The 18,443-nt window shown below is 66.1% G+C and carries 20 protein-coding genes and 1 tRNA gene; 13 read left to right on the top strand and 8 right to left on the bottom strand.

Annotated features, from left to right (window positions below):
* Positions 1–42: 42 nt before the first annotated feature.
* From QQK18_RS08515 to QQK18_RS08490, 6 genes are all read left to right on the top strand, one after another.
* A complete protein-coding gene (locus tag QQK18_RS08515) occupies positions 43–684 on the top strand; it encodes an RNA polymerase sigma factor (protein WP_284339881.1) in 642 nt (213 codons plus the stop codon).
* A complete protein-coding gene (locus QQK18_RS08510) occupies positions 681–1,064 on the top strand; it encodes a VOC family protein (RefSeq protein ID WP_284339880.1) in 384 nt (127 codons plus the stop codon). Before QQK18_RS08515 ends, QQK18_RS08510 begins: the two co-directional genes overlap by 4 nt.
* Before the next feature lie 276 nt (positions 1,065–1,340).
* Positions 1,341–3,155 carry a translational GTPase TypA gene (typA, locus tag QQK18_RS08505; protein WP_284339879.1) on the top strand — a complete coding sequence of 605 codons (1,815 nt, stop codon included), beginning with the start codon at positions 1,341–1,343 and terminating at the stop codon, positions 3,153–3,155.
* Between the two features lie 27 nt (positions 3,156–3,182).
* The gene (locus QQK18_RS08500) at positions 3,183–3,791 is read left to right on the top strand and encodes a DedA family protein (protein ID WP_284339878.1); all 609 of its coding nucleotides are present in this window, start codon (positions 3,183–3,185) and stop codon (positions 3,789–3,791) included.
* A 282-nt stretch (positions 3,792–4,073) separates the two neighbouring features.
* On the top strand, positions 4,074–4,364 hold the full coding sequence (locus QQK18_RS08495; protein ID WP_284339877.1) for a YggT family protein: 291 nt from the start codon (positions 4,074–4,076) through the stop codon (positions 4,362–4,364).
* A 5-nt stretch (positions 4,365–4,369) separates the two neighbouring features.
* Positions 4,370–4,699 (top strand): DUF167 family protein, encoded by a 330-nt coding sequence (locus QQK18_RS08490; RefSeq protein ID WP_284339876.1) that lies wholly within the window; start codon positions 4,370–4,372, stop codon positions 4,697–4,699.
* 22 nt (positions 4,700–4,721) lie between these two features.
* On the opposite strand, the gene QQK18_RS08485 is transcribed toward QQK18_RS08490, so the two are convergent.
* From QQK18_RS08485 to tsaD, 5 genes are all read right to left on the bottom strand, one after another.
* On the bottom strand, positions 4,722–5,126 hold the full coding sequence (locus tag QQK18_RS08485; RefSeq protein WP_284339875.1) for a DUF1761 domain-containing protein: 405 nt from the start codon (positions 5,124–5,126) through the stop codon (positions 4,722–4,724).
* Between the two features lie 110 nt (positions 5,127–5,236).
* A complete protein-coding gene (locus tag QQK18_RS08480) occupies positions 5,237–5,659 on the bottom strand; it encodes an EVE domain-containing protein (protein ID WP_284339874.1) in 423 nt (140 codons plus the stop codon).
* 1 nt (position 5,660) lies between these two features.
* Complete coding sequence (locus QQK18_RS08475) at positions 5,661–5,948, bottom strand: YciI family protein (RefSeq protein ID WP_284339873.1); 288 nt, start codon at positions 5,946–5,948, stop codon at positions 5,661–5,663.
* A 5-nt stretch (positions 5,949–5,953) separates the two neighbouring features.
* Entirely contained in the window at positions 5,954–6,940 is a 987-nt protein-coding gene (locus tag QQK18_RS08470) for an NAD(P)H-dependent glycerol-3-phosphate dehydrogenase (protein WP_284339872.1), read from the bottom strand.
* On the bottom strand, positions 6,930–8,009 hold the full coding sequence (tsaD, locus tag QQK18_RS08465; RefSeq protein WP_284339871.1) for a tRNA (adenosine(37)-N6)-threonylcarbamoyltransferase complex transferase subunit TsaD: 1,080 nt from the start codon (positions 8,007–8,009) through the stop codon (positions 6,930–6,932). Before tsaD ends, QQK18_RS08470 begins: the two co-directional genes overlap by 11 nt.
* Positions 8,010–8,120: 111 nt before the next feature.
* Here tsaD and hemC point away from each other — a divergent pair, with 111 nt between their 5' ends.
* From hemC to QQK18_RS08435, 6 genes are all read left to right on the top strand, one after another.
* Entirely contained in the window at positions 8,121–9,062 is a 942-nt protein-coding gene (gene hemC / locus QQK18_RS08460) for a hydroxymethylbilane synthase (RefSeq protein WP_284339870.1), read from the top strand.
* On the top strand, positions 9,059–9,808 hold the full coding sequence (locus QQK18_RS08455; RefSeq protein ID WP_284339869.1) for a uroporphyrinogen-III synthase: 750 nt from the start codon (positions 9,059–9,061) through the stop codon (positions 9,806–9,808). The genes hemC and QQK18_RS08455 overlap by 4 nt, the downstream gene beginning before the upstream one ends.
* 26 nt (positions 9,809–9,834) lie before the next feature.
* Entirely contained in the window at positions 9,835–11,103 is a 1,269-nt protein-coding gene (locus tag QQK18_RS08450) for a COG4223 family protein (RefSeq protein ID WP_284339868.1), read from the top strand.
* Complete coding sequence (locus QQK18_RS08445) at positions 11,100–12,497, top strand: heme biosynthesis protein HemY (protein ID WP_284339867.1); 1,398 nt, start codon at positions 11,100–11,102, stop codon at positions 12,495–12,497. The genes QQK18_RS08450 and QQK18_RS08445 overlap by 4 nt, the downstream gene beginning before the upstream one ends.
* Positions 12,498–12,534: 37 nt before the next feature.
* Positions 12,535–12,610: transfer RNA gene (locus QQK18_RS08440), tRNA-Thr, on the top strand.
* 149 nt (positions 12,611–12,759) lie between these two features.
* On the top strand, positions 12,760–13,032 hold the full coding sequence (locus QQK18_RS08435; RefSeq protein WP_284339866.1) for a hypothetical protein: 273 nt from the start codon (positions 12,760–12,762) through the stop codon (positions 13,030–13,032).
* An 8-nt stretch (positions 13,033–13,040) separates the two neighbouring features.
* Here QQK18_RS08435 and QQK18_RS08430 read toward each other — a convergent pair whose 3' ends face one another.
* On the bottom strand, positions 13,041–13,259 hold the full coding sequence (locus QQK18_RS08430; protein ID WP_284339865.1) for a hypothetical protein: 219 nt from the start codon (positions 13,257–13,259) through the stop codon (positions 13,041–13,043).
* A 228-nt stretch (positions 13,260–13,487) separates the two neighbouring features.
* Here QQK18_RS08430 and QQK18_RS08425 point away from each other — a divergent pair, with 228 nt between their 5' ends.
* Positions 13,488–14,909, top strand: a complete 1,422-nt coding sequence (locus QQK18_RS08425; RefSeq protein WP_284339864.1) for a PAS domain S-box protein — start codon at positions 13,488–13,490, stop codon at positions 14,907–14,909.
* A gap of 25 nt (positions 14,910–14,934) precedes the next feature.
* On the opposite strand, the gene QQK18_RS08420 is transcribed toward QQK18_RS08425, so the two are convergent.
* Together QQK18_RS08420 and QQK18_RS08415 are read right to left on the bottom strand one after the other, a co-directional pair.
* Positions 14,935–15,717, bottom strand: coding sequence for an N-acyl amino acid synthase FeeM domain-containing protein (locus tag QQK18_RS08420; RefSeq protein ID WP_284339863.1), 783 nt, complete (start codon positions 15,715–15,717; stop codon positions 14,935–14,937).
* A gap of 368 nt (positions 15,718–16,085) precedes the next feature.
* Positions 16,086–18,395, bottom strand: a complete 2,310-nt coding sequence (locus QQK18_RS08415) for a putative bifunctional diguanylate cyclase/phosphodiesterase (RefSeq protein WP_284339862.1) — start codon at positions 18,393–18,395, stop codon at positions 16,086–16,088.
* Positions 18,396–18,443: the final 48 nt, after the last annotated feature.

Below are 18,443 nucleotides of genomic sequence, written 5' to 3'. Positions count from 1 at the left end.
GAGACCATGATCTCAGCGCAATTACAGGAGGCGCCATCGTTCATGCGGCCGCAGCACTATTCCCGTTTGAGATCAATTGCACAGCGCTGGTCGCGCCGACCGGACGAGGCCGACGACCTGGTGCAGGATGCGCTGGTCGAGGCGGTGCGACTGGGCCGGAGCGACTTCACCGAGGCGGGCAATTTCAAATGGATCGCGGGCGTCATCCGCAATCGGGCGAGGGTGACGGCACGCAGCGCCGGCCGCCGTCGGCGACGGGACGCCACCTGGTGGGCGTTTTCCAACGATGCGGCCGAGCCGACGCCTGCACCGATCGACGTCCAGCATGTCATCGAGGAGCTGCCGCGCACGCTCAAGTCCGTGGCTGCGCTCGCCCTTTCCGGACACAACCGGCGCGAGATCGCCTACCTCCTCGACCTCAAGGAGGATGCGCTGCGCCAGCGCATTTCGAAGCTCAGGCGCATCCTCAGGGTTCGAGGTATGGAGATGCCCTCGGGGCTGCCGGGGCTCAACCTCGATCTCGCATACGGGCGCATCCGCAATTGCCTGCTGCCGGAGCTCAAGCGCCAGGGCGGCATTTTCGCCGCCCATGATCCCGATGGGCATCTTTTCGTCGTAACGCGCTCACGAAACGACGGGCCGCGGCAACAACAGGATGCAACAGCAAAAGGGAAACACCCATGACCTTCAGACCTCGCCGCGCCAGCATCGTCTTCTACGTCGCCGACATCGCGCGCACGGAACGCTTCTACAATGAAACCCTTGGCCTCACCCTCGAGCGGCAGGAGGGTGCGGAGCCTTTCTGGCTCTCGGGTAAGCTCGAGGACGGGCTCGAAATGGTATTCTTCGAGATGGAGGGCAAGCGCGGCGATACGCCGGCTGTCGTCTTCGAGGTTTCGGACGGCGGCATCGACGATATCGTTGAATCCCTTGCTGCCAAGGGTGTGACCATCGTCACGCCGGTCTCGGAGGCGCCCGGCGGCTGGAGTGCGGACTTTCTGGATCCGGATGGCTTCGGCCTTGGCCTCTGGCAGGCCGAGAACAAGCCACGATCCTTGAAATAGCTGGTGGTATGGTCGCGCTTTCGAACCACAAAAGTGCTACCCACTTTTGTTGAAAACGCTCCGGTTGCGGGCGGCATCCGTGCCGTCCGCAACCCACCCTTGCGCAAAGCCCGGCTTGTTTCGCGGCCCGGTCTGTATTATCTGGCAGCCAACTGCGCCATGTGTCCCGATAGGGGCGGCGGGGCGCCCCCGACTTTTCAATGCATGGTCCGGCCGCAGACGGCTCACGCCAGTCCCGTGAGGCCACTTCCGGATTATGCCAACGATCGAGCCCCCATGAGCCTGCGCAACATCGCCATCATCGCCCACGTCGACCATGGCAAGACCACCCTGATCGACGTCCTTCTAAAGCAGTCCGGCGTCTTCCGCGACAACCAGCGCGTCGAAGAGCGGGCGATGGATTCCAACGATCTCGAGCGCGAGCGTGGCATCACCATCCTCGCCAAGGTCACCTCGCTCGTCTGGAAGGACACGCGCATCAACATCGTCGACACGCCCGGCCACGCCGATTTCGGCGGCGAAGTCGAGCGTATCCTGTCGATGGTCGACGGCGTCGTCATCCTTGTCGATGCGGCCGAGGGCCCGATGCCGCAGACCAAGTTCGTGCTGTCGAAAGCCCTGGCGCAAGGCCTGCGGCCGATCGTTGCCATCAACAAGATCGACAAGCCCGACGAGCGGCATATCGAGGTGCTCGACGAGGTGTTCGATCTCTTCGTTGCGCTCGACGCCACCTCCGAACAGCTCGACTTCCCGATCCTCTACGGATCGGCCAAGCAGGGCTGGATGGCCGCCGAGCCCTACGGTCCCAAGGCCGACATGGCTCCGCTCCTCGACAAGGTGATCGAGCACGTGCCCGAGCCCAAGGTCGAAGAGGGCCAATTCCGAATGCTCGTCACCACCATCGAGCGCAATCCCTTCCTCGGGCGCATCCTCACCGGTCGTATCTTCTCGGGTGCGGTCAAGTCCGGCGACCCCGTGCATTCCCTCAGCCGTGACGGCAGGGAAGTGGAAAAGGGCCGCGTCTCCAAGGTGCTGGCCTTCCGCGGCCTCGAGCGGCAGCCCATCGACGTCGGTGAAGCTGGCGACATCGTCACCATTGCCGGCCTCGAAACGACGACTGTCGCCGATACAATCGCGGTTCCTTCTGTGAGCGAGCCGCTGCCGGCGCGCCCGATCGATCCGCCGACGCTCTCCATGACCTTCCGCATCAACGACGGACCGCTTGCCGGCCGTGAAGGCGACAAGGTGCAGTCGCGTGTCATCTATGATCGGCTGATGCGTGAGGCCGAAGGCAACGTTGCCATCAAGATCACCCGCGGCCACGACAACGATTCGTTCGAGGTCGCCGGGCGCGGCGAACTGCAGCTTGCCGTCCTCATCGAGACCATGCGGCGTGAGGGGTTCGAATTGACCGTCGGGCGTCCGCGCGTGCTGTTCAAGCAGGAAAACGGGCAGACACTTGAGCCCATCGAGGAAGTGATCATCGACGTCGACGACGAGTTCACCGGCGCGGTGGTGCAGAAGCTCTCCGAGCGCCGGGGCGAGCTCGTCGAGATGCGCCCCTCGGGCACCGGGCGGACGCGGCTGCGGCTGCTGGTCCCCACGCGCTCGCTCATCGGCTACCAGCCCGAGCTTCTCTCGGACACGCGCGGAACGGCGATCTTCAACCGCCTCTTCCACGCCTACGAGCCACACAAGGGCCCGCTGCCGGGCCGGCGTACGGGCGTCCTCATCTCCAACTCCAACGGACAGGCCGTCGCCTATGCCCTGTGGAACCTGGAGGAGCGCGGCCCGATGCTGATCGATGCCGGCGTCGACGTCTATGAGGGCATGATCATCGGCGAGCACACCCGCGATAACGACCTCGAGGTCAATCCGGTCAAGGGCAAGCAGCTGACCAACATCCGCACCACCAGCAAGGACGAGGCGGTGCGGCTGACTACTCCCAAAAAGCTCTCGCTCGAGCAGTCGCTCGGCTACATCGCCGACGACGAGTATGTGGAGGTGACGCCCAAATCGATCCGCCTGCGCAAGATCTTCCTCGATCCCAACGAGCGCAAGAAGCAGATGCGGGCGGCCAAGGCCGGCTAACCGATATCAGCTCTGCGGGAGGACGCCATGAGCGAGTGGATCATCGACGTCATCGTCCAGTGGGGGTATCCCGGCATCTTCCTCCTGATGGTGGCCGAGAACGTCTTCCCGCCCATTCCGTCCGAGCTCATCATGCCGTTCGCCGGCTATGTGGCGGCGCGCGGCGATCTCAGTGTCGCCGGCGTGCTCATCGCCGGCACGATCGGTTCGCTGGCCGGCACCTCGGCCTGGTACGCGGCGGCGCGACTCCTGGGGCTCGATCGGTTCACGCGGCTCTGCAACAGGTTGGGGCGCGTCGCCACCATCCAGGAAGACGACATCGACATGGCGGCGCGCTGGTTCGAGCGCTACGGGCCGCTCGCCGTCTTTGTCGGGCGCCTCATCCCCGCCATCCGCACGCTGATCTCGGTGCCGGCGGGTCTCGCGGCCATGCCGTTGTCCAGATTCCTGGCCATCTCGACGGCGGGGACGCTCATCTGGACCGGCATATTGACCACGGCCGGCTTCGTCCTCCACGAGAACTACGAGAGCGTCGAAGGCTGGGTCGATCCGGTTTCGACCGCCATCGTCGTCCTCGCCGTCCTTATCTACATCTATCGGTTCGTGACCTGGAAGCCGATCAAGGACATCGGATAGGCATTCGCAAAATGGGATCCGACTTGCATCCTGCAAGTCGCTTCGTTGCAAAACGCGAAGGTTTACAACTCGTAACCGTGCAGTCGGCCAGTATTTCCGGGCCTGACGCTCGTGGCACGGTTCCTGCAGTTGGTCGGTTATCCGGAAACTTGTTGTGCGTACCGGATGTCAGTCATCGAGCCCCGCCGCCCGACCTCGCGCGCGGGGCTCGGCTTTTTCAGCGGCCTTGCCGCAAGCGATTGCAGCCATTAGATAACTGCGAACGCCAATCCGGAGACGACTATGCGCGCCGTACTCGAAGTCATTCTCGTGATCCTGCAGATCTACTGGTGGGTGGTCCTCGCCATGATCATCATGAGCTGGCTGATCTCGTTCAACGTGATCAACACGCGCAACCAGTTCGTGGCTGCGGTCTGGCGCATCCTCAACCAGTTGACGGAACCGGTGCTGCGGCCGATCCGCAACGTGATGCCGAACTTTTCCGGCCTCGACATCTCGCCGATCATCCTGTTCCTCATCATCTTCTTCGTTGAGCGGGTGATCATCTACTACATCTATCCCAACGTCTTCTGAGGCAAGTGACCACGCCGAAGTGCTACAGGCTCAGCCCCAACGGGCTCAGCCTTTTCGTTCGCGTCACGCCCAATGCCGGGCGGGACGCCATCGAGGGCGCCGAGGTACGCGATGACGGGCAGGCGGTGCTGCGGGTGCGGGTGAAGGCCGTTGCCGACAAAGGCCGCGCCAATGCGGCCGTTGTCGCACTTGTTGCCAAGGGCCTCGGCGTGCCGAAATCGACCGTGACCGTCGCCGGCGGCGAAACGGCGCGGATCAAGACATTGGCCGTCGCGGGCGATGGATCGGCGCTTGCTGAAGCGCTCGCCCCTTGGATCGAAGCGAACGGGCGTTGAGCCACCCGTTCGCGGGCCGACTTTAGCCGAACACCCCGATGACGATGCCCTGCAGCAGCAGAGCGCAGAGCAGGTATCCGCCGTCTATGGCGGTCAGTGACCAGGGCCGGCCCTGATAGCGGTGGTTCATGATCATCGAGGTCAGGATGAACCCGAACCACATGTGAGCGGCCACCAGCAGCCCGTTGCCGATGGTCGTCTCTCCGGTCAGAACCGGGGTCAGGAGTGCAATGAAGTAGGCCATGACGAACTGCACGACCGCCGACCAGATGAACGGCGTAACGTCCTTCGGGTCGATATCTTCGGCCTTGCGGCCGCTGGCGGCGAGCCACTGCTTGGACAGCCCCACGTACCAGCCGAAGCCGAGTGCCATGCTGACGACGGTCGCCAGGATCACGGCAAGCCAGTTGAGGGCAAAATGCGACATAATATCCCCCTCGCTATAAGCGCGCCCTCACGCGCGCCTGGGGAAACTAGGACTGTTCGCTGGTCTTGCCTAGCGCGTCGAACCGGCGTGCGATGTTGCCGGAGCTATGTTCAGACGCCGCCGAGCTTGCAGACGATCTTCCATTCGTCCTCGGTCACCGGCTGCACCGACAGGCGCGGCTGGTTGACCAGCGACATCTTTTCCAGCCCTTTGGTCGTCTTCATCTCCTCGAGCGTGACCGCGCGCTTAAAGGGCTTGACCGGTTCGATGTCGACGCACTCCCAGACGACCTTGCCGTCCTTCAATTCGGCGGTCGAGTCCGGGTGCGCCTCCGCCGCCACGCGGCAGATGCCAACGATCTCCTTGCCGACATTGGAGTGGTAATAAAAGCCGAGATCGCCGACCTTCATTGCCCGCATGTTGTTGCGCGCCGCATAAGCGCGCACCCCGGTCCATTCCTCGGGCGAGCCCTTATTGACGAGGTCGTCCCAGGAGAAGGCGTCGGGTTCGGATTTGAACAGCCAGTATGCCATGTCAGCGCCCCGCAGACTTGTTGATGGTGAGTTTCCAAGGCCGGATGGTGTAGGTGGCAAAGACGCCGCGTTGCATGAACGGGTCCTGCGCATAGAAGGCCTCGGCCTGCTGCTGATCATCGGCCTCGATGACCATGAAGCTGCCGGTCATGCCGCCGTTCTCGTCGAGAAACGGCCCCGCCAGCACCAGACGGTCGCCGAGGCTGTCGAGGTGCTTCAAATGGTCCGGTCGGGCATCGAGCCGCTTTTGCGGATCGTTCGTGTCTTCGGCGATGAGCGCATAGAGCATGGCGGTTAGCTTTCTCTCTTCAGCGGCCGGGCCATGAGGCCGGCAACAATATGGGTAATCGAGGCGACGCCGGTCAGCAACTGGTTGACCGCGGCAACGAGGGGCGCATCGACCTCGAAGCGTTCGGCGAGCTCGGCCGCGACCGGGGCGGTCGCGACCCCTTCGGCGAGCCCGGCGCCACCGGCAAGGATCTCCTGCGTGCTCTCGCCGCGCCCGAGGGCGAGGCCGAACGTATAGTTGCGCGACTGAGGAGTGGTGCAGGAGAGCGTCAGGTCGCCAAGGCCGGCAAGACCGGTGAGGGTGGTGGCCGAACCGCCCATGGCGGTGACGATGCGGGCCATCTCGGCGTAGGCGCGCGCCATCAGCGCCGAACGGGCGGAGAACCCGAGACCGGCCCCTTCCACGGCGCCGCAGGCAAGCGCATAGACGTTCTTCAGGGCACCGGCGATCTCGACCCCGACGCGATCGTCGGCTGCATAGGGCCGCAGGCTCGGGCCGGCGAGAGCGGCCGCGAGTTCCGAAGTGTCGCTCGCCCCGTCGCCTGCAAGGGTGACGGCGGTCGGACGCCCGGCGGCGACGTCTGCGGCAAAGCTCGGGCCGGAAAGCACATAGGGCACCGCAAGCGGTGCCATGGCGCCGAGGATCTCGCTTTGGCGTTCGAGGGTTCCGGTCTCCAGCCCCTTGGCGGTCAGCACCACCGGGCGGCGGGCGAGGAATTCCGGGTCGATGGCGGCCAGCGCCTGGCGCGTCGCCTGCGCCGGTACCGCCATCACCACGATGTCGGCGGGCACGAACAGCGACTCGGCGACGATTCGGACATCGAGGGCGAGGCCGCCGAGATAGCGGGTGTTGGTGTGGCGGGTATTGATCTCGTCGACGATCTTTTCGTCGCGGGCGATGAGCGTCACCGGGCGTCCGGCCGTGGCGGCGGCCTGGGCGAGGGCGCTGCCCCACGCGCCCCCGCCAACGACGGTGACGGTCTCAAGCCGCATCGGGGAGGATCCTCATGTCGGGATCATCGAGCGGCCAGCGCGCCCGGGCGGCGAAGGAGAGATCGTCGGCAGCGCCCAGCGCCAGGCGCTCGGCCCCCGCCCAGGCGACCATCGCGCCGTTGTCGGTGCAGAGCGCGGGCGGCGGCACGACGAGCTCGGCGCCGGTTTCATCTGCGATCCGCTGCAGGCCCGCACCGATGGTGCGGTTGGCGGCGACACCGCCGGCAACGACCAGAAGCGGCCGGTGACCGGGCAGCTCGCGGGCGAAACGCTCGAGTGCCTGGCGAGCGCGCACGGCAACGATCTCGGCGACCGTCGCCTGGAAGCTCGCGGCGATATCGGCAACGTCCTTGTCGGTGAGCGGCGCCAGCCCTTCGGCCTCGAGCCGCACGGCAGTCTTGAGGCCGGAAAAGGAAAAGTCGAGCCGCTCTTCCCTCAGAAGAGGCCGCGGGAACCGGAAGCGCCTCGGGTTGCCCTGGGACGCCGCCGCCTCGAGCGCAGGCCCGCCCGGATGGCCAAGGCTCAGGAGCTTGGCAGTCTTGTCGAAGGCTTCGCCCAGCGCATCGTCGATGGTCGTGCCCCAGCGGGCGTAGTCGCCGACGCCGCGCACCAGCACGAACTGGCTGTGCCCGCCCGAGACCAGCAGCATCAGATAGGGAAAGGCGACGCCGTCGGTCAGCCGGGCGGTGAGTGCATGGGCCTCCAGGTGGTTGACGGCGATCAAGGGCTTGCCGAGCGCGGCGGCAATGGCCTTGGCGGTGGTCAAGCCCACCAGCACGCCGCCGATCAGTCCCGGTCCGGCGGTCGCGGCGATGGCGTCGACCTCGGCGAGGCCGATACCCGCCTGCCGGCAGGCTGCTTCGATGATATGGTCGAGGAAGGCGACATGGGCGCGCGCCGCAAGCTCGGGCACCACGCCGCCGAAGGCGGCATGCTCGTCGAGCTGAGAGCGCACGACATTGGAGAGGATCTTGCCATTGCCGGACGCATCGCGCGCGACAAGGGCCGCGGCGGTTTCGTCGCAGCTGGTTTCAATGCCCAGAATGACGGCTTGCGCTTGCCCGCTCACGGCGATCTGGTCTAACTCCAACTGGTTCCCGAAACGCTCGGGCGCGGTTTCCCGTTAAGGGGCCACGACATAAACAACCACCGCTTTCGCCTACACCAGGATCAGCCGCCTATGCAATCGCCAGCGCCCTTTGCTCGTATCGGAACCCGCGGCTCGCCGCTGGCGCTGGCCCAGGCCGAGGCAACGCGCGATCTGCTGGCGCGGGCCCATGGCGTCGATCCCACGGCCATCGACATCGTCAGCTTCGTTTCGACCGCCGATCGACTCAAGGACCGGCCGCTCGCCGAAGTCGGCGGCAAGGGCCTCTTTACCAAGGAAATCGACGAGGCGCTGCTCAAGGGCGAGGTCGATATCGGCGTGCACTCGGCCAAGGACATGGCGACGACCTTGCCGGAAGGGATGACGCTCGCCGCATTCCTTGAACGCGAGGACGTGCGCGACGCTTTCATCTCGCTCACGGCCAGGGGCATCGACTACCTCCCCGAGGGCGCACGCTTCGGCACCTCGTCCATCCGCCGCGCCGCGCAGGTCAAACGCCTGCGCCCGGACCTCATGATCGTGCCCTTTCGCGGCAACGTCGAAACGCGGCTGCAAAAGCTCGCCGATGGGGTCGCCGATGCCACGCTCCTTGCGCTCGCAGGCCTCAAGCGCCTGGGTGAGGACCGTCGGGCAACCGCGATCCTCGATGCTGAAAGCTTCATGCCGGCTCCCGCCCAGGGAGCCATCGGCCTTGCGGTACGAGCCGGCGACGACCGGGCGACTGCCCTCGTTGCGCCGCTCAACCACTTGCCGACGTCCCGGGCGGTCACGGCCGAGCGGGCGATGCTTGCCGTGCTCGACGGCTCCTGTCGTACGCCCGTCGGCGCCCTCTCGCGGATGGAGGGCGAGGGCATCGTGCTCCAGGGCGAAATCCTCAGCCTCGATGGGGCCGAACGCTTTGCGGCCGAGGTCAGCGGCCGGGCCGAGGACGGCGAAAGGCTCGGTGCCGAGCTTGCCCGTCAGCTCCTTAGGGCGGCCGGGCCCGACTTCCTTTCCCGCTGGAGCCTGCCATGACCACGGACCATCCCGTGCGCATGCTGGTGACCCGGCCGGAGCCGGACGCGCAGCTGACGGTGGCGCGGCTGCGCGCGCTCGATATCGATTCGCTTGCTGCGCCTCTCCTCAAGCGCACGCCGCTCTCCACTCCGCTGCCGCCGCCCGAACGCTTCGCCGCGCTGACGCTGACCAGCACCAACGGGCTGAGGACGCTTGCAGATCGCGGTGCGGTCGATGCCTACCGGCACTTGCCGGTCTATGCGGTAGGCACGCGCACCGCCGTCGAGGCCGAGGTTCTGGGGTTCCCCAAAGTGTTCGATGCAGGGGGCACGCTTGCCGACCTTGCCGAACTCATCATTCACGCCGGCATTTCGGGGCAGGTCTTCCATCCTGCCGGTCGCCACCGCTCGGGGGATCTCGCCCGCTCGGTCGCCGATCACGGCGTCGTCGTCGAGACGGTGCCGATCTATGACATGGTGGCGGTCGATCGCCTGCCCGAGGAAGTGGTCGGCGAGCTCGAGGCCGGTGCGATCTCGGCCGTCCTCTTCTATTCGAATCGCACCGCCCAGACGTTCCTCTCCTGCCTCGGCGATGGTCTGACGCGACAGATGCGCGCGGGTGTGGAAATGCTCTGCCTCTCAGAGACCGTCGCTGCGCCGCTGGTGGCGGCCCACTGCACCCGCATCAGCCTTGCCGACCAGCCCGAGGACGGTGCCATGATGGCGCTGGCCCTGGCTTTTGCCCGCGAGCAAAACGGGGCATGATGCCATCGGACCCAAGAGGTGATTTGATGACCGACAACAAAGGCGGACCGGTCAAGCCGCCGGTGATCGATCTCAGCGCCCGCGAAGGCGCCGCAAAGGCCGAGACGGCGAAGGCTCAAACGAGCGGCCCGACGCGAGCCAAAGAGTCCGAGGCCAGCAAGCCGCAGGAGAAAGCCACGGACGCACCCAAGGCCGCCGTCGCCCCGCCGCCCGCGTCGGAAGGCGGCGCAAACGGCGGTGCCATCGCGCTCGGCATCGTCGGCGGTGGAGTCCTGGGGCTTGCGGCCGCCTATGCGCTGGCCTGGGCAGGCCTGTGGCCGGCGACGTCGATGGATCCGCGTCTTGCCGAACTCGCCCGCAGCCTGCCGCAGATCCGCCAGATGATCACCGGTGTACCGGACTTGCAGACGGCCATTGCCGAGACCGCCGCCGGCATCGACGGGCTCGACGAGCGCATCGCGGCGCTCGAGAGCCGGCCGGTTCCCGATGCAGCGGCGACGAGCGCGGCCACCGCAGAAGGGACGGCTCCTTCCCCCGATCTCTCGGCGATCGAGGAGCAGATCGCGGCGCTCTCGGGGCGCCTCGACGCGCTTGAGGTGCCCGCCGAAGGCGGTGACACGGAGGGGCTGGCGGCGCTGCGGGGATCGCTCGACACGCTCGCCACGCAGGTTGCGACGCTTGAAACGCGGCTCGGGGCGCAGGAGGCCGAACTCACCGAGCTCGGCGAGACGCTCAGCACCACGCAGGCGACCGTCGCCGCGCAGCCACTGGATCTCGGCGAGGCGGTACGCCTGCCGCTGGTGCTCTCGGCCCTGGAGACTGCCTTTGCCGGCGGCCGCCCCTACTCGGCCGAGATCGATGCCCTCACCCGAGCGGCCCCGGAAACCGACGTGCCACAGACGCTCCTCGATGCCGCCGGCACCGGACTGCCACGAGCCGAAACAATCGAGAGGGCTTATGCCGCGGTGCTGCCGGCGGTGCTGGCCGGCCGCCCGTCCGATCCCGGCGCCGACTGGCAGGAGACAACGCTCGACTGGTTTCGCTCGGCGCTTGCCCTGCGTCCCGTGGGAGACGTTGCCGGCAACAGTCCCGAGGCGCTTGCCGGGCGGCTCGAGGCGGCGATCTCCCGGGGCGACTTCATCGCCGCCGACGAACTGGTCGCCACATTGCCCGAACCGATGGTGCAGGCGGCGGGCGACGTGCCACGCATGGTAGCGCTGCGCGCCGACGCGGCGCGCCTGCTCGAAGCTGCACGCCGCGAGGCGCTGGCGCTCGCCGAGGAGAGCGCTTCGTGATTCGTCTCGCCTCCTGGATCATCGCCAGCCTTGCCGTCACCGCCCTTATCGCCTGGATCGCATCGCTTTCCGGTACGCTGACGCTCGAGGTGGCCGGCTGGCGCATGCAGCCCGAGATCGGCACTGTCATTTTCCTCGTCATCGCCGCCGTCATTGCCATCATCCTCGTCTGGGCTATGGTGCGCCGGCTGCTGGCGACGCCCCGTATCCTTGCGCGCAGGGCGCGCGAGCGGCGGCGAGAGGCCGGAATCGAGGCGCTTTCAGATGCCTTCATCGCGCTCGAGGCAGGCGATCCCTCGCGCGCCCGGGCGTTGGCGCGCGATGCTCGGGCCCGCTTGCCGGACAACCCGGCTGCGCGGTTGCTGGAGGCGCGTGCCGATCTCGCGGTCGGCGACATGAGCGCGGCACGCGAGCACTACCGGACGCTGATCGGCCACGAGCGCACGGCAATGGCCGCGCTCGCCGGGCTCTACGATCAAGCGCGGACCCAGAACCGGCCGGATGCGGCGCTGACCTTTGCGCGCAAGGCCATCACGCTCGAACCCGGCGCCCGCTGGGCGAGCGCGGCGGTGTTCAACGATTTCGTCAAGCGCGGTGCCTGGGCGCAGGCCGTTGCCATGGTCAACGATCAGCCCGCGCGCACCCGCGCCGAACGCGCCGCAAAACGGCGCAGGCAAGCGGTAATCGAAACCGCCCGTGCCCGCGAAGCGGAAACGACCGATCCGCTCGCGGCCCTCGATCACGCGCTGACGGCCCTCAAGCTCCTGCCCGATTTCGTGCCGGCCGCGCTTATTGCCGCGCGCATCCACTCCAATCGTGGCGAGACGCGCAAGGCCATGAGCCTGATGCGCCGCATCTGGCGCGCCACGGGCCATCCGCACGCGGCGACCCTTTATGCCAACGCCCAGCCGGGCGCCTCGGCGGTCGAACGCTTGAAGCGCGTGCGCGAGCTCATCGACATTCCGCCGGCGACGCGGGCGGCCGCCATGGTCGTCGCCCGCGCCGCGGTCGATGCCTATGACTGGGCCACGGCCCGCGACGCACTGGCCTCCTATATCGCCGAGCCGACCGAAGGGGTTGCGAGCCTGATGGCCGAGATCGAGGAGGGCGAGACGGGAGACCAGGGCAAGGCACGCGAGTGGCTCGCCCGGGCCGTGCGCGCGCCGCGCGATCCGGTCTGGACGGCCGACGGCATCGTCAGCGACGAATGGGAACCGGTCTCCCCTGTCACCGGCAGGCTCGACGCCTTCGAATGGAAGGTTCCGGTCAGCGCCGTGGCGGTCCCGTCGTCGACCGGCGTACGGCCGGAACCGGTCGACAAACCCGAGCTTCCTGTCGCCGCCGGCGACCCAGGCGCCACCTTGCCCCTTGCACCCCGGCAGAAGGCTGAGTAAAAGGCCGCCACGGCACGACCCAATCCGCGTGCCCGACGCCGCATTAGCTCAGTTGGTAGAGCACGTCATTCGTAATGATGGGGTCGCTGGTTCGAGTCCGGCATGCGGCACCACCCCCCTTTGATCGATATTGAGTGCGACGCGCCCGGGTGCGGCGTAAATGTGATCGCGCTTGGGCCAAAGCGCGGCAACCATATGGCCGGCTGGGGCTTACTGTCCTTCGGGCGGGGCCGGATGCCCCGCCGCAGGCGGAGGAACGCGAATGCTCGACGAGAAAGGGATCGACACGGCACCCAGGGACGACACCGAGATCATGCTCTGGTGCGATGACGGCGTATGGCGCAAGGCGCGGTGGGAACGCGACGATATCTGGATCACGACGGATGGCGAGATGCACATCAAATGCACTCTGGGGGACGCGCCCGGCTTCCTCGTCGCCCGCCTCTGGGCGCCGATCGTGACGGCCGACGACAGTGCGGCGCAAAGCGCCATCGTTTCGACCCGGTCCGCCGGCCCGAACCTCCTGTCGAAATAGCCGGGATCTCACTGCTGCTGCGATGGCGCCTCTTCGACCGGCCGCAGCGCGCCCGCGCCCTGCTGGTCGTCGGAGACGCCGGCTTGATCGGCGGCACCGATCGCCTCGACCGATTGACCCCGCCAGACGACAAAGCCGGCAAACCCGACGGCCACGAGGCAAATCGCCAGGATGAGGGTGAAGAAGACGCCAAGGAAACCGGTCGTCGCGGGCGCAGGGTCAGCCATGTTCATGCCTCCAATGGCCCGACAACGGCCGATCGGCCGTGGAGGTTCCGCTAGAGCGGGCGCCGTGGCCAAGCCTCTTGCCGTTGGGCCCGCGCTCAACCAACATAGGGGAACCAGCGTGAGGTTTTCGAGTTAACTATCGAGCCTGCAAGAGGTTTTCTGGATGGACAGTTCCTTCGCCCGCCTGATGCGGCCAGTCTCCCCGTCATCAGCCACCGCCGAGCGCCGATGATCGCAGTTGCGCAGACGTCGTACTGGTCGCAGGTGTGGACGAGCGATGCAGTGCTCGAGGCCCTGCCGATTCCGGTCTATACCACCGACCGCGAGGGCAGGATCCTGGCTTTCAACGCAGCCGCTCGCGAGCTCTGGGGCGGCGCAACGGAGCTTGACGCGATGCGGTGGTCCGGCTTCCGGCGGCTGCGTCACCCGAATGGCCGCACAATGCCGCCAGATGACAGCGCAATGGCGCTTGCCATTCGCGAAGGTCGGCCGATCCACGGGGTGGAGGCGATCGCCGAACGGCCCGACGGTCAGCAGGTGCCGTTCCTGGCATTCGTCACGCCCTTGCGAGATGACGCCGGAGGGGTCGCCGGGGCCGTCAACGTGCTGATCGAGACCAGCAGCACTGAGGCCGCGCAGCAGGCCCAGCATCATCTGGCCGCGATCGTAGCCTCATCGCACGACGCGATCGTCTCCAAGGATCTCGGCGGAATCGTGCAGACCTGGAACGAGAGCGCCCAACGGGTCTTCGGCTACAGTCCCGAGGAGATCGTCGGCCAGCCGATCACCATTCTCATTCCGCCCGAGCGCCAGCACGAGGAGGTCGAGATCCTGCGGCGCATCCGCGCCGGCGAGGTTGTCGATCATTTCGAGACGGTCAGGGTTCACCGGGATGGAAGACGTATGCCGGTGTCGCTCACCATCTCGCCGATCCGCGCGAACGACGGTTCCATTATCGGCGTTTCCAAGATCGCTCGCGACATCACCCAGCAGAAAGAGAGCGAGCAGCTCATCCACGCGCTGATGCGCGAGGTCAACCACAGGGTCAAGAACCAGTTCGCCGTGATCCTGTCGATGGTCCGCGAGACGCGCAGCCGGGCCTCGGACCCTGCCGAGTTCGAGGTGCAGGTGCGCGAGCGCATCATGGCGCTGGCGCGCTCGCACGATCTTCTGGTCAAGGGCGAGTGGCGCGGGGCGACGCTCTTCGAACTGCTGCTCGCCCACCTCGAGATCTTCGCCAGCCAGGAGCGCGTGCGTCTTGCCGGCCCCACCATCGTGCTGCAGCCCATGGCCCTGCAGTATATCGGCATGGCCTTCCACGAGCTGGCCACCAACGCCGCCAAATACGGCGCGCTCGCCCCCCCGGGCGGCACCATCGACGTCTCCTGGTCGATCGGTCCAGAGCGCCAGTTCATCCTCACCTGGACCGAGAGCGTCTCCGGCCCTGCGCTTGGTGAGGCCAAGAGCAACGGCTTCGGTACGGTGGTGCTGGAGAGGGTGACGCCTTCGGCCATCGCCGGCACGGGAAGGATAGACTACCGAGCCGACGGCATAAGATGGATCCTCTCGGCGCCGCTCGACAGCATTGAGGCGCAGCAGGACGCGGACTTCGGGTTGCCGCGGATGGAACCGAAGTCGAGTGGAAGCTAAAGCTCATCAAACCGCATCGCGTTCTCTACGAGGCGGCGCCGTTCTCCAATGCTTCGCGCGCTCGCTCATAGGCGGTGCGGGCCGAGGCCATGACCCGCTCGCCGGAGCCGTTGAGTGCGGACGAGAAGAGCTGGTGCCGCTCCTCGTAGGTCGACAGGAAGAACGGAAAACGCTGAGCGACGCGGGCGCGGATCGTGTCCACCTGAGCGCCGTAGAGCCCCACTGGAAAGTGCAGGCCCGGGTAGGTCCGCACGCCTGCGATCTGCTCGGAACCGAACACTCGCCGGTAAAAAGCCGCGTGTTCGGGCCTGACCAGCGCCAGGCAAAGGTCGGCTTCGAAGTACACCGAGGCCATGGCCGCGATCCGCAGGGTGAGGAAGGGCAGTGCCGGATAGGCGAGCGAGGCTTCGTGGTCGGCCGTGAAGCGGCTGGGGTCGATGAAGGACATGCCCCTATCGAGCATGGGGTTGAGCACTTCCGGATAGACCTTCATGCTGGGCGACTGCCGGTGCCTGGCGGTGACGTGGTGCAGGCGAATGGAGCTGACCAACTCGTCCTCGATATAGATGCCGAAGCACATGACGTTGGCGGTCTTGTCGAGGTCGTCGATGCAGATCTCTTCCGGGTTGTGATCCATGAAGCCTTCGCGCGTATAGGCGAGGTAGCGCAGGCGATAGACGGGGTCGTCGATGATTTCGGGGTGAACCCGCGCGTAGCTGACGTTCTCGAGGATGTCGAGCAAAGTGTCTGAAAACCGCGACGGCGGTCCGGCCTTCACTGCCGCTGCACTATCAGTATCGATGGGCATTATCTGCCGCCCCAGATGAGAAAACCGCTAGGCAATAGTTAACACCCCTTAACAGTTTGGGAACGTGGCATTAGTTCTCATGCTTAACCCGCATGGTAAATCGACGTTCCACGCCGGCGTGGAGAGCGCTGCTTGACGTACGGTCCCGGGATCGAAAGCTATTCTCGAGCCCGGCCCCCAAGCGGACCGGTATAGCTCAGAGCATTCCTCGACACCCCCGCCAGCGCGTGCTGGGCGCGGCTTCCATCGCCAGGGAATTATCGAGCTATGGCGGGCGCTCCAAATTATCGAACTGTCGCGTTTTCGAACCGCAAAAAGTGGTATCCATCCCGGATCAAGTCCGGGATAGGCTTTTTGCTGAAAACGCTCTAGCCCAGCCTGTCGGCCACCATGCGGCGGGCTGGCTCCTCAGGGGCCGCCTGGTGGCGTTCGATCAGCCGGACGATATCGGCGGTCGGCAACGGCACGCCGAAGAGGAAACCCTGGACGTGGTCAATGCGCGTCTTGGCCATGATGAGGTCGAGCTGCGCCTCGGTCTCGATGCCTTCGGCCGTGATGACGAGGTCGAGATCCTTGCCGAGCTGGGCGACGTTGGCCAGAAGCCGGATGGAGCGCGGGTTGGTCTCGATGTCCATCACGAAGCTGCGGTCGATCTTGAGCTTGGTCAGGGGCAGAGCCTGCAGATAGCTCAGCGACGAATAGCCGGTGCCGAAATCATCAAGGGCGACGCCAATGCCGCGCGTATAGAGCGAGAGCAGCACCGAGTTGACCACGTCACGCTCTTCAATGACGGCGGTCTCGGTGACCTCGATCTCGAGGCGCCTGGCCGGCAGAAGCGAGTTTTCCAGCGCTGTATTGATCATGCCCTCGACATCGCTGGCGCGGAAATCGCGTGCAGATACGTTGACCGCCACCGAGATCTCGCCGGGCCAGGACCGGCAATCGCGCGTCGCCATGTCGAGGACGAAGCGGGTGAGATCGGAGATCAACCCCGTCTCTTCGGCAATGGGAATGAAGGTCGAGGGAGGGATATTGCCGAGTTCGGGATGATTCCAGCGCGCCAGCGCCTCGCAGCCGATAATGCGGTTCTCGCGCAGGTCAACGACGGGTTGGTAGACCAGATGCAGCCCGCCGGTGGCGATCGCATGCTTGAGGTCGGTCTTCAGCCGCTGGCGGAGCCGGTAGTCGGTGTCCATGCTCTCGTGGAACTCGACGATCTGCCCCTTGCCGCCGGCCTTGGCCGAATAGAGCGCCAGGTCCGCCTTGATCATTAGCGTGTCGAGATCATCGTCGGGATCGTCGGTCAGGACGGCGCCGATGCTGACATTGGTGCCGAGCTTGTGGCCCATCACCTCAAAGCTCTTCTTCATGGCGGCGAGCACGCGGGTGGCGTCCTCGCGTACGTCCTCGCTGGCATCGATCGGCGAGCGGAAGGCGATGAACTCGTCGCCCCCGAGGCGCGCGCAGAGCGTGCCGGGCGCGAAGGCCGCGGGCAGGCGCGCGGCGACCTCGGCCAGCAGCTGGTCACCGGCCAGATGCCCCATGGTGTCGTTGACGTGCTTGAAATCGTCGATGTCGATGATCCAGAGCGCGGCGCCGCGGCCGTCGCCGCTACGCCGCCGCTCGGTCAGCGCCGATTCCACCTGGTCTGAGAAATAGGCGCGGTTGGGCAGGCCGGTCAGCGCGTCGTAGCGGGCCATGAAGTTGATGCGCTCCTCGGCCACGATGCGCTCGGAGATATCCTCGAAAAGCAGTACCGTCTGTCGGTTGCGCGAGGAGACGGTGACCTCGAAATAACGGCCCTCCTTGATGCCGAGCAGGACCTTGCCGCCGGTCTCGCTGGCGATGAGGTCCATCAGCCGATCGCGGGCGGTGCTGGCGAGCCCCCCTTGGGCCACTGCTTCCTCGATCAGCACGCTGAACGGGCGGCCGACCCAGTCGGTGTGCTCAGCCTCCCCGAAGGCGACGAGGGCGCGGTCGTTGGTGACCTCGATGACGCCATTGGCATCGAGCATCAACAGGCCATGTTCGAGGGTGTCGAGGGCGGTGTCGAGCTGGGTGGCGAGCGCGGCCGCCTCGATGCGCCCATGCACGGCGCGCAGCAGAATGGTGCGGGCGGCGCCGGCGATACGTCTAAGACTGACGAAGAACGGCAGCAGCAGCAGGCCGAGTATGGCGTAATAGATGTTGCCGACGAGCAGGACGCTGAGGAGTAGCGGTACGCCGATGAGCAGCACCTGCACCGTCATCAGGCGGTCGATGGCAAAGTTGCGCTGCGAGACGCCGATCAGCACCGCGATCGAAACCGTGGCTGCGGCGAGCTCGGCGAACGGATCATTGACCCAGAAGCTGACCGCGCACCAGACTCCATAGAGGAGAGCGATGGCAGCCGCCCCGACGGTCGAGCGGATCTCCCACTGACTGGCGGTCTCGACGTCGTCGTCGGCGAGTTCGACCGCATTGAAGGCACGCATGTCGATGTTGCGCAGCACTCCGACGGCGACGAACAGCACCGCAATGATGCCGAGCACGAGCGAGCCTGCCTTGATGCCGGCTGCCGCCGCACCCACGGCCGAGCCGAAGGCGCCCAGCATCATCGATGCCCGGTCGGCATAGAGCGAGCGGATCATCGAGACGTAGTCGACCGCCGGCATGGTCTTATGGGCGGGTTCAAACATCGAGCCTGCCCTTTCGTCTGGCGGATGGTGCGGCAGCGGACGAGAAAA

This window comes from Devosia nitrariae (assembly GCF_030160115.1).
GTDB classification, from domain to species: domain Bacteria; phylum Pseudomonadota; class Alphaproteobacteria; order Rhizobiales; family Devosiaceae; genus Devosia; species Devosia nitrariae.
This window is presented reverse-complemented; position numbering and strand designations above follow the sequence as displayed.

Excerpts from the sequence above, each read along its gene's own strand:
- QQK18_RS08455 (WP_284339869.1), top strand. The coding sequence starts at position 9,059 with ATGACCACGGACCATCCCGTGCGCATGCTGGTGACCCGGCCGGAGCCG.
- QQK18_RS08510 (WP_284339880.1), top strand. The coding sequence starts at position 681 with ATGACCTTCAGACCTCGCCGCGCCAGCATCGTCTTCTACGTCGCCGAC.
- QQK18_RS08500 (WP_284339878.1), top strand. The coding sequence starts at position 3,183 with ATGAGCGAGTGGATCATCGACGTCATCGTCCAGTGGGGGTATCCCGGC.
- QQK18_RS08470 (WP_284339872.1), bottom strand. The coding sequence starts at position 6,940 with ATGCGGCTTGAGACCGTCACCGTCGTTGGCGGGGGCGCGTGGGGCAGC.
- QQK18_RS08485 (WP_284339875.1), bottom strand. The coding sequence starts at position 5,126 with ATGTCGCATTTTGCCCTCAACTGGCTTGCCGTGATCCTGGCGACCGTC.
- QQK18_RS08415 (WP_284339862.1), bottom strand. The coding sequence starts at position 18,395 with ATGTTTGAACCCGCCCATAAGACCATGCCGGCGGTCGACTACGTCTCG.
- QQK18_RS08495 (WP_284339877.1), top strand. The coding sequence starts at position 4,074 with ATGCGCGCCGTACTCGAAGTCATTCTCGTGATCCTGCAGATCTACTGG.
- QQK18_RS08430 (WP_284339865.1), bottom strand. The coding sequence starts at position 13,259 with ATGGCTGACCCTGCGCCCGCGACGACCGGTTTCCTTGGCGTCTTCTTC.
- QQK18_RS08425 (WP_284339864.1), top strand. The coding sequence starts at position 13,488 with ATGATCGCAGTTGCGCAGACGTCGTACTGGTCGCAGGTGTGGACGAGC.
- QQK18_RS08480 (WP_284339874.1), bottom strand. The coding sequence starts at position 5,659 with ATGGCATACTGGCTGTTCAAATCCGAACCCGACGCCTTCTCCTGGGAC.
- QQK18_RS08475 (WP_284339873.1), bottom strand. The coding sequence starts at position 5,948 with ATGCTCTATGCGCTCATCGCCGAAGACACGAACGATCCGCAAAAGCGG.
- hemC (WP_284339870.1), top strand. The coding sequence starts at position 8,121 with ATGCAATCGCCAGCGCCCTTTGCTCGTATCGGAACCCGCGGCTCGCCG.
- QQK18_RS08435 (WP_284339866.1), top strand. The coding sequence starts at position 12,760 with ATGCTCGACGAGAAAGGGATCGACACGGCACCCAGGGACGACACCGAG.
- typA (WP_284339879.1), top strand. The coding sequence starts at position 1,341 with ATGAGCCTGCGCAACATCGCCATCATCGCCCACGTCGACCATGGCAAG.
- QQK18_RS08420 (WP_284339863.1), bottom strand. The coding sequence starts at position 15,717 with ATGCCCATCGATACTGATAGTGCAGCGGCAGTGAAGGCCGGACCGCCG.
- QQK18_RS08450 (WP_284339868.1), top strand. The coding sequence starts at position 9,835 with ATGACCGACAACAAAGGCGGACCGGTCAAGCCGCCGGTGATCGATCTC.
- QQK18_RS08515 (WP_284339881.1), top strand. The coding sequence starts at position 43 with ATGCGGCCGCAGCACTATTCCCGTTTGAGATCAATTGCACAGCGCTGG.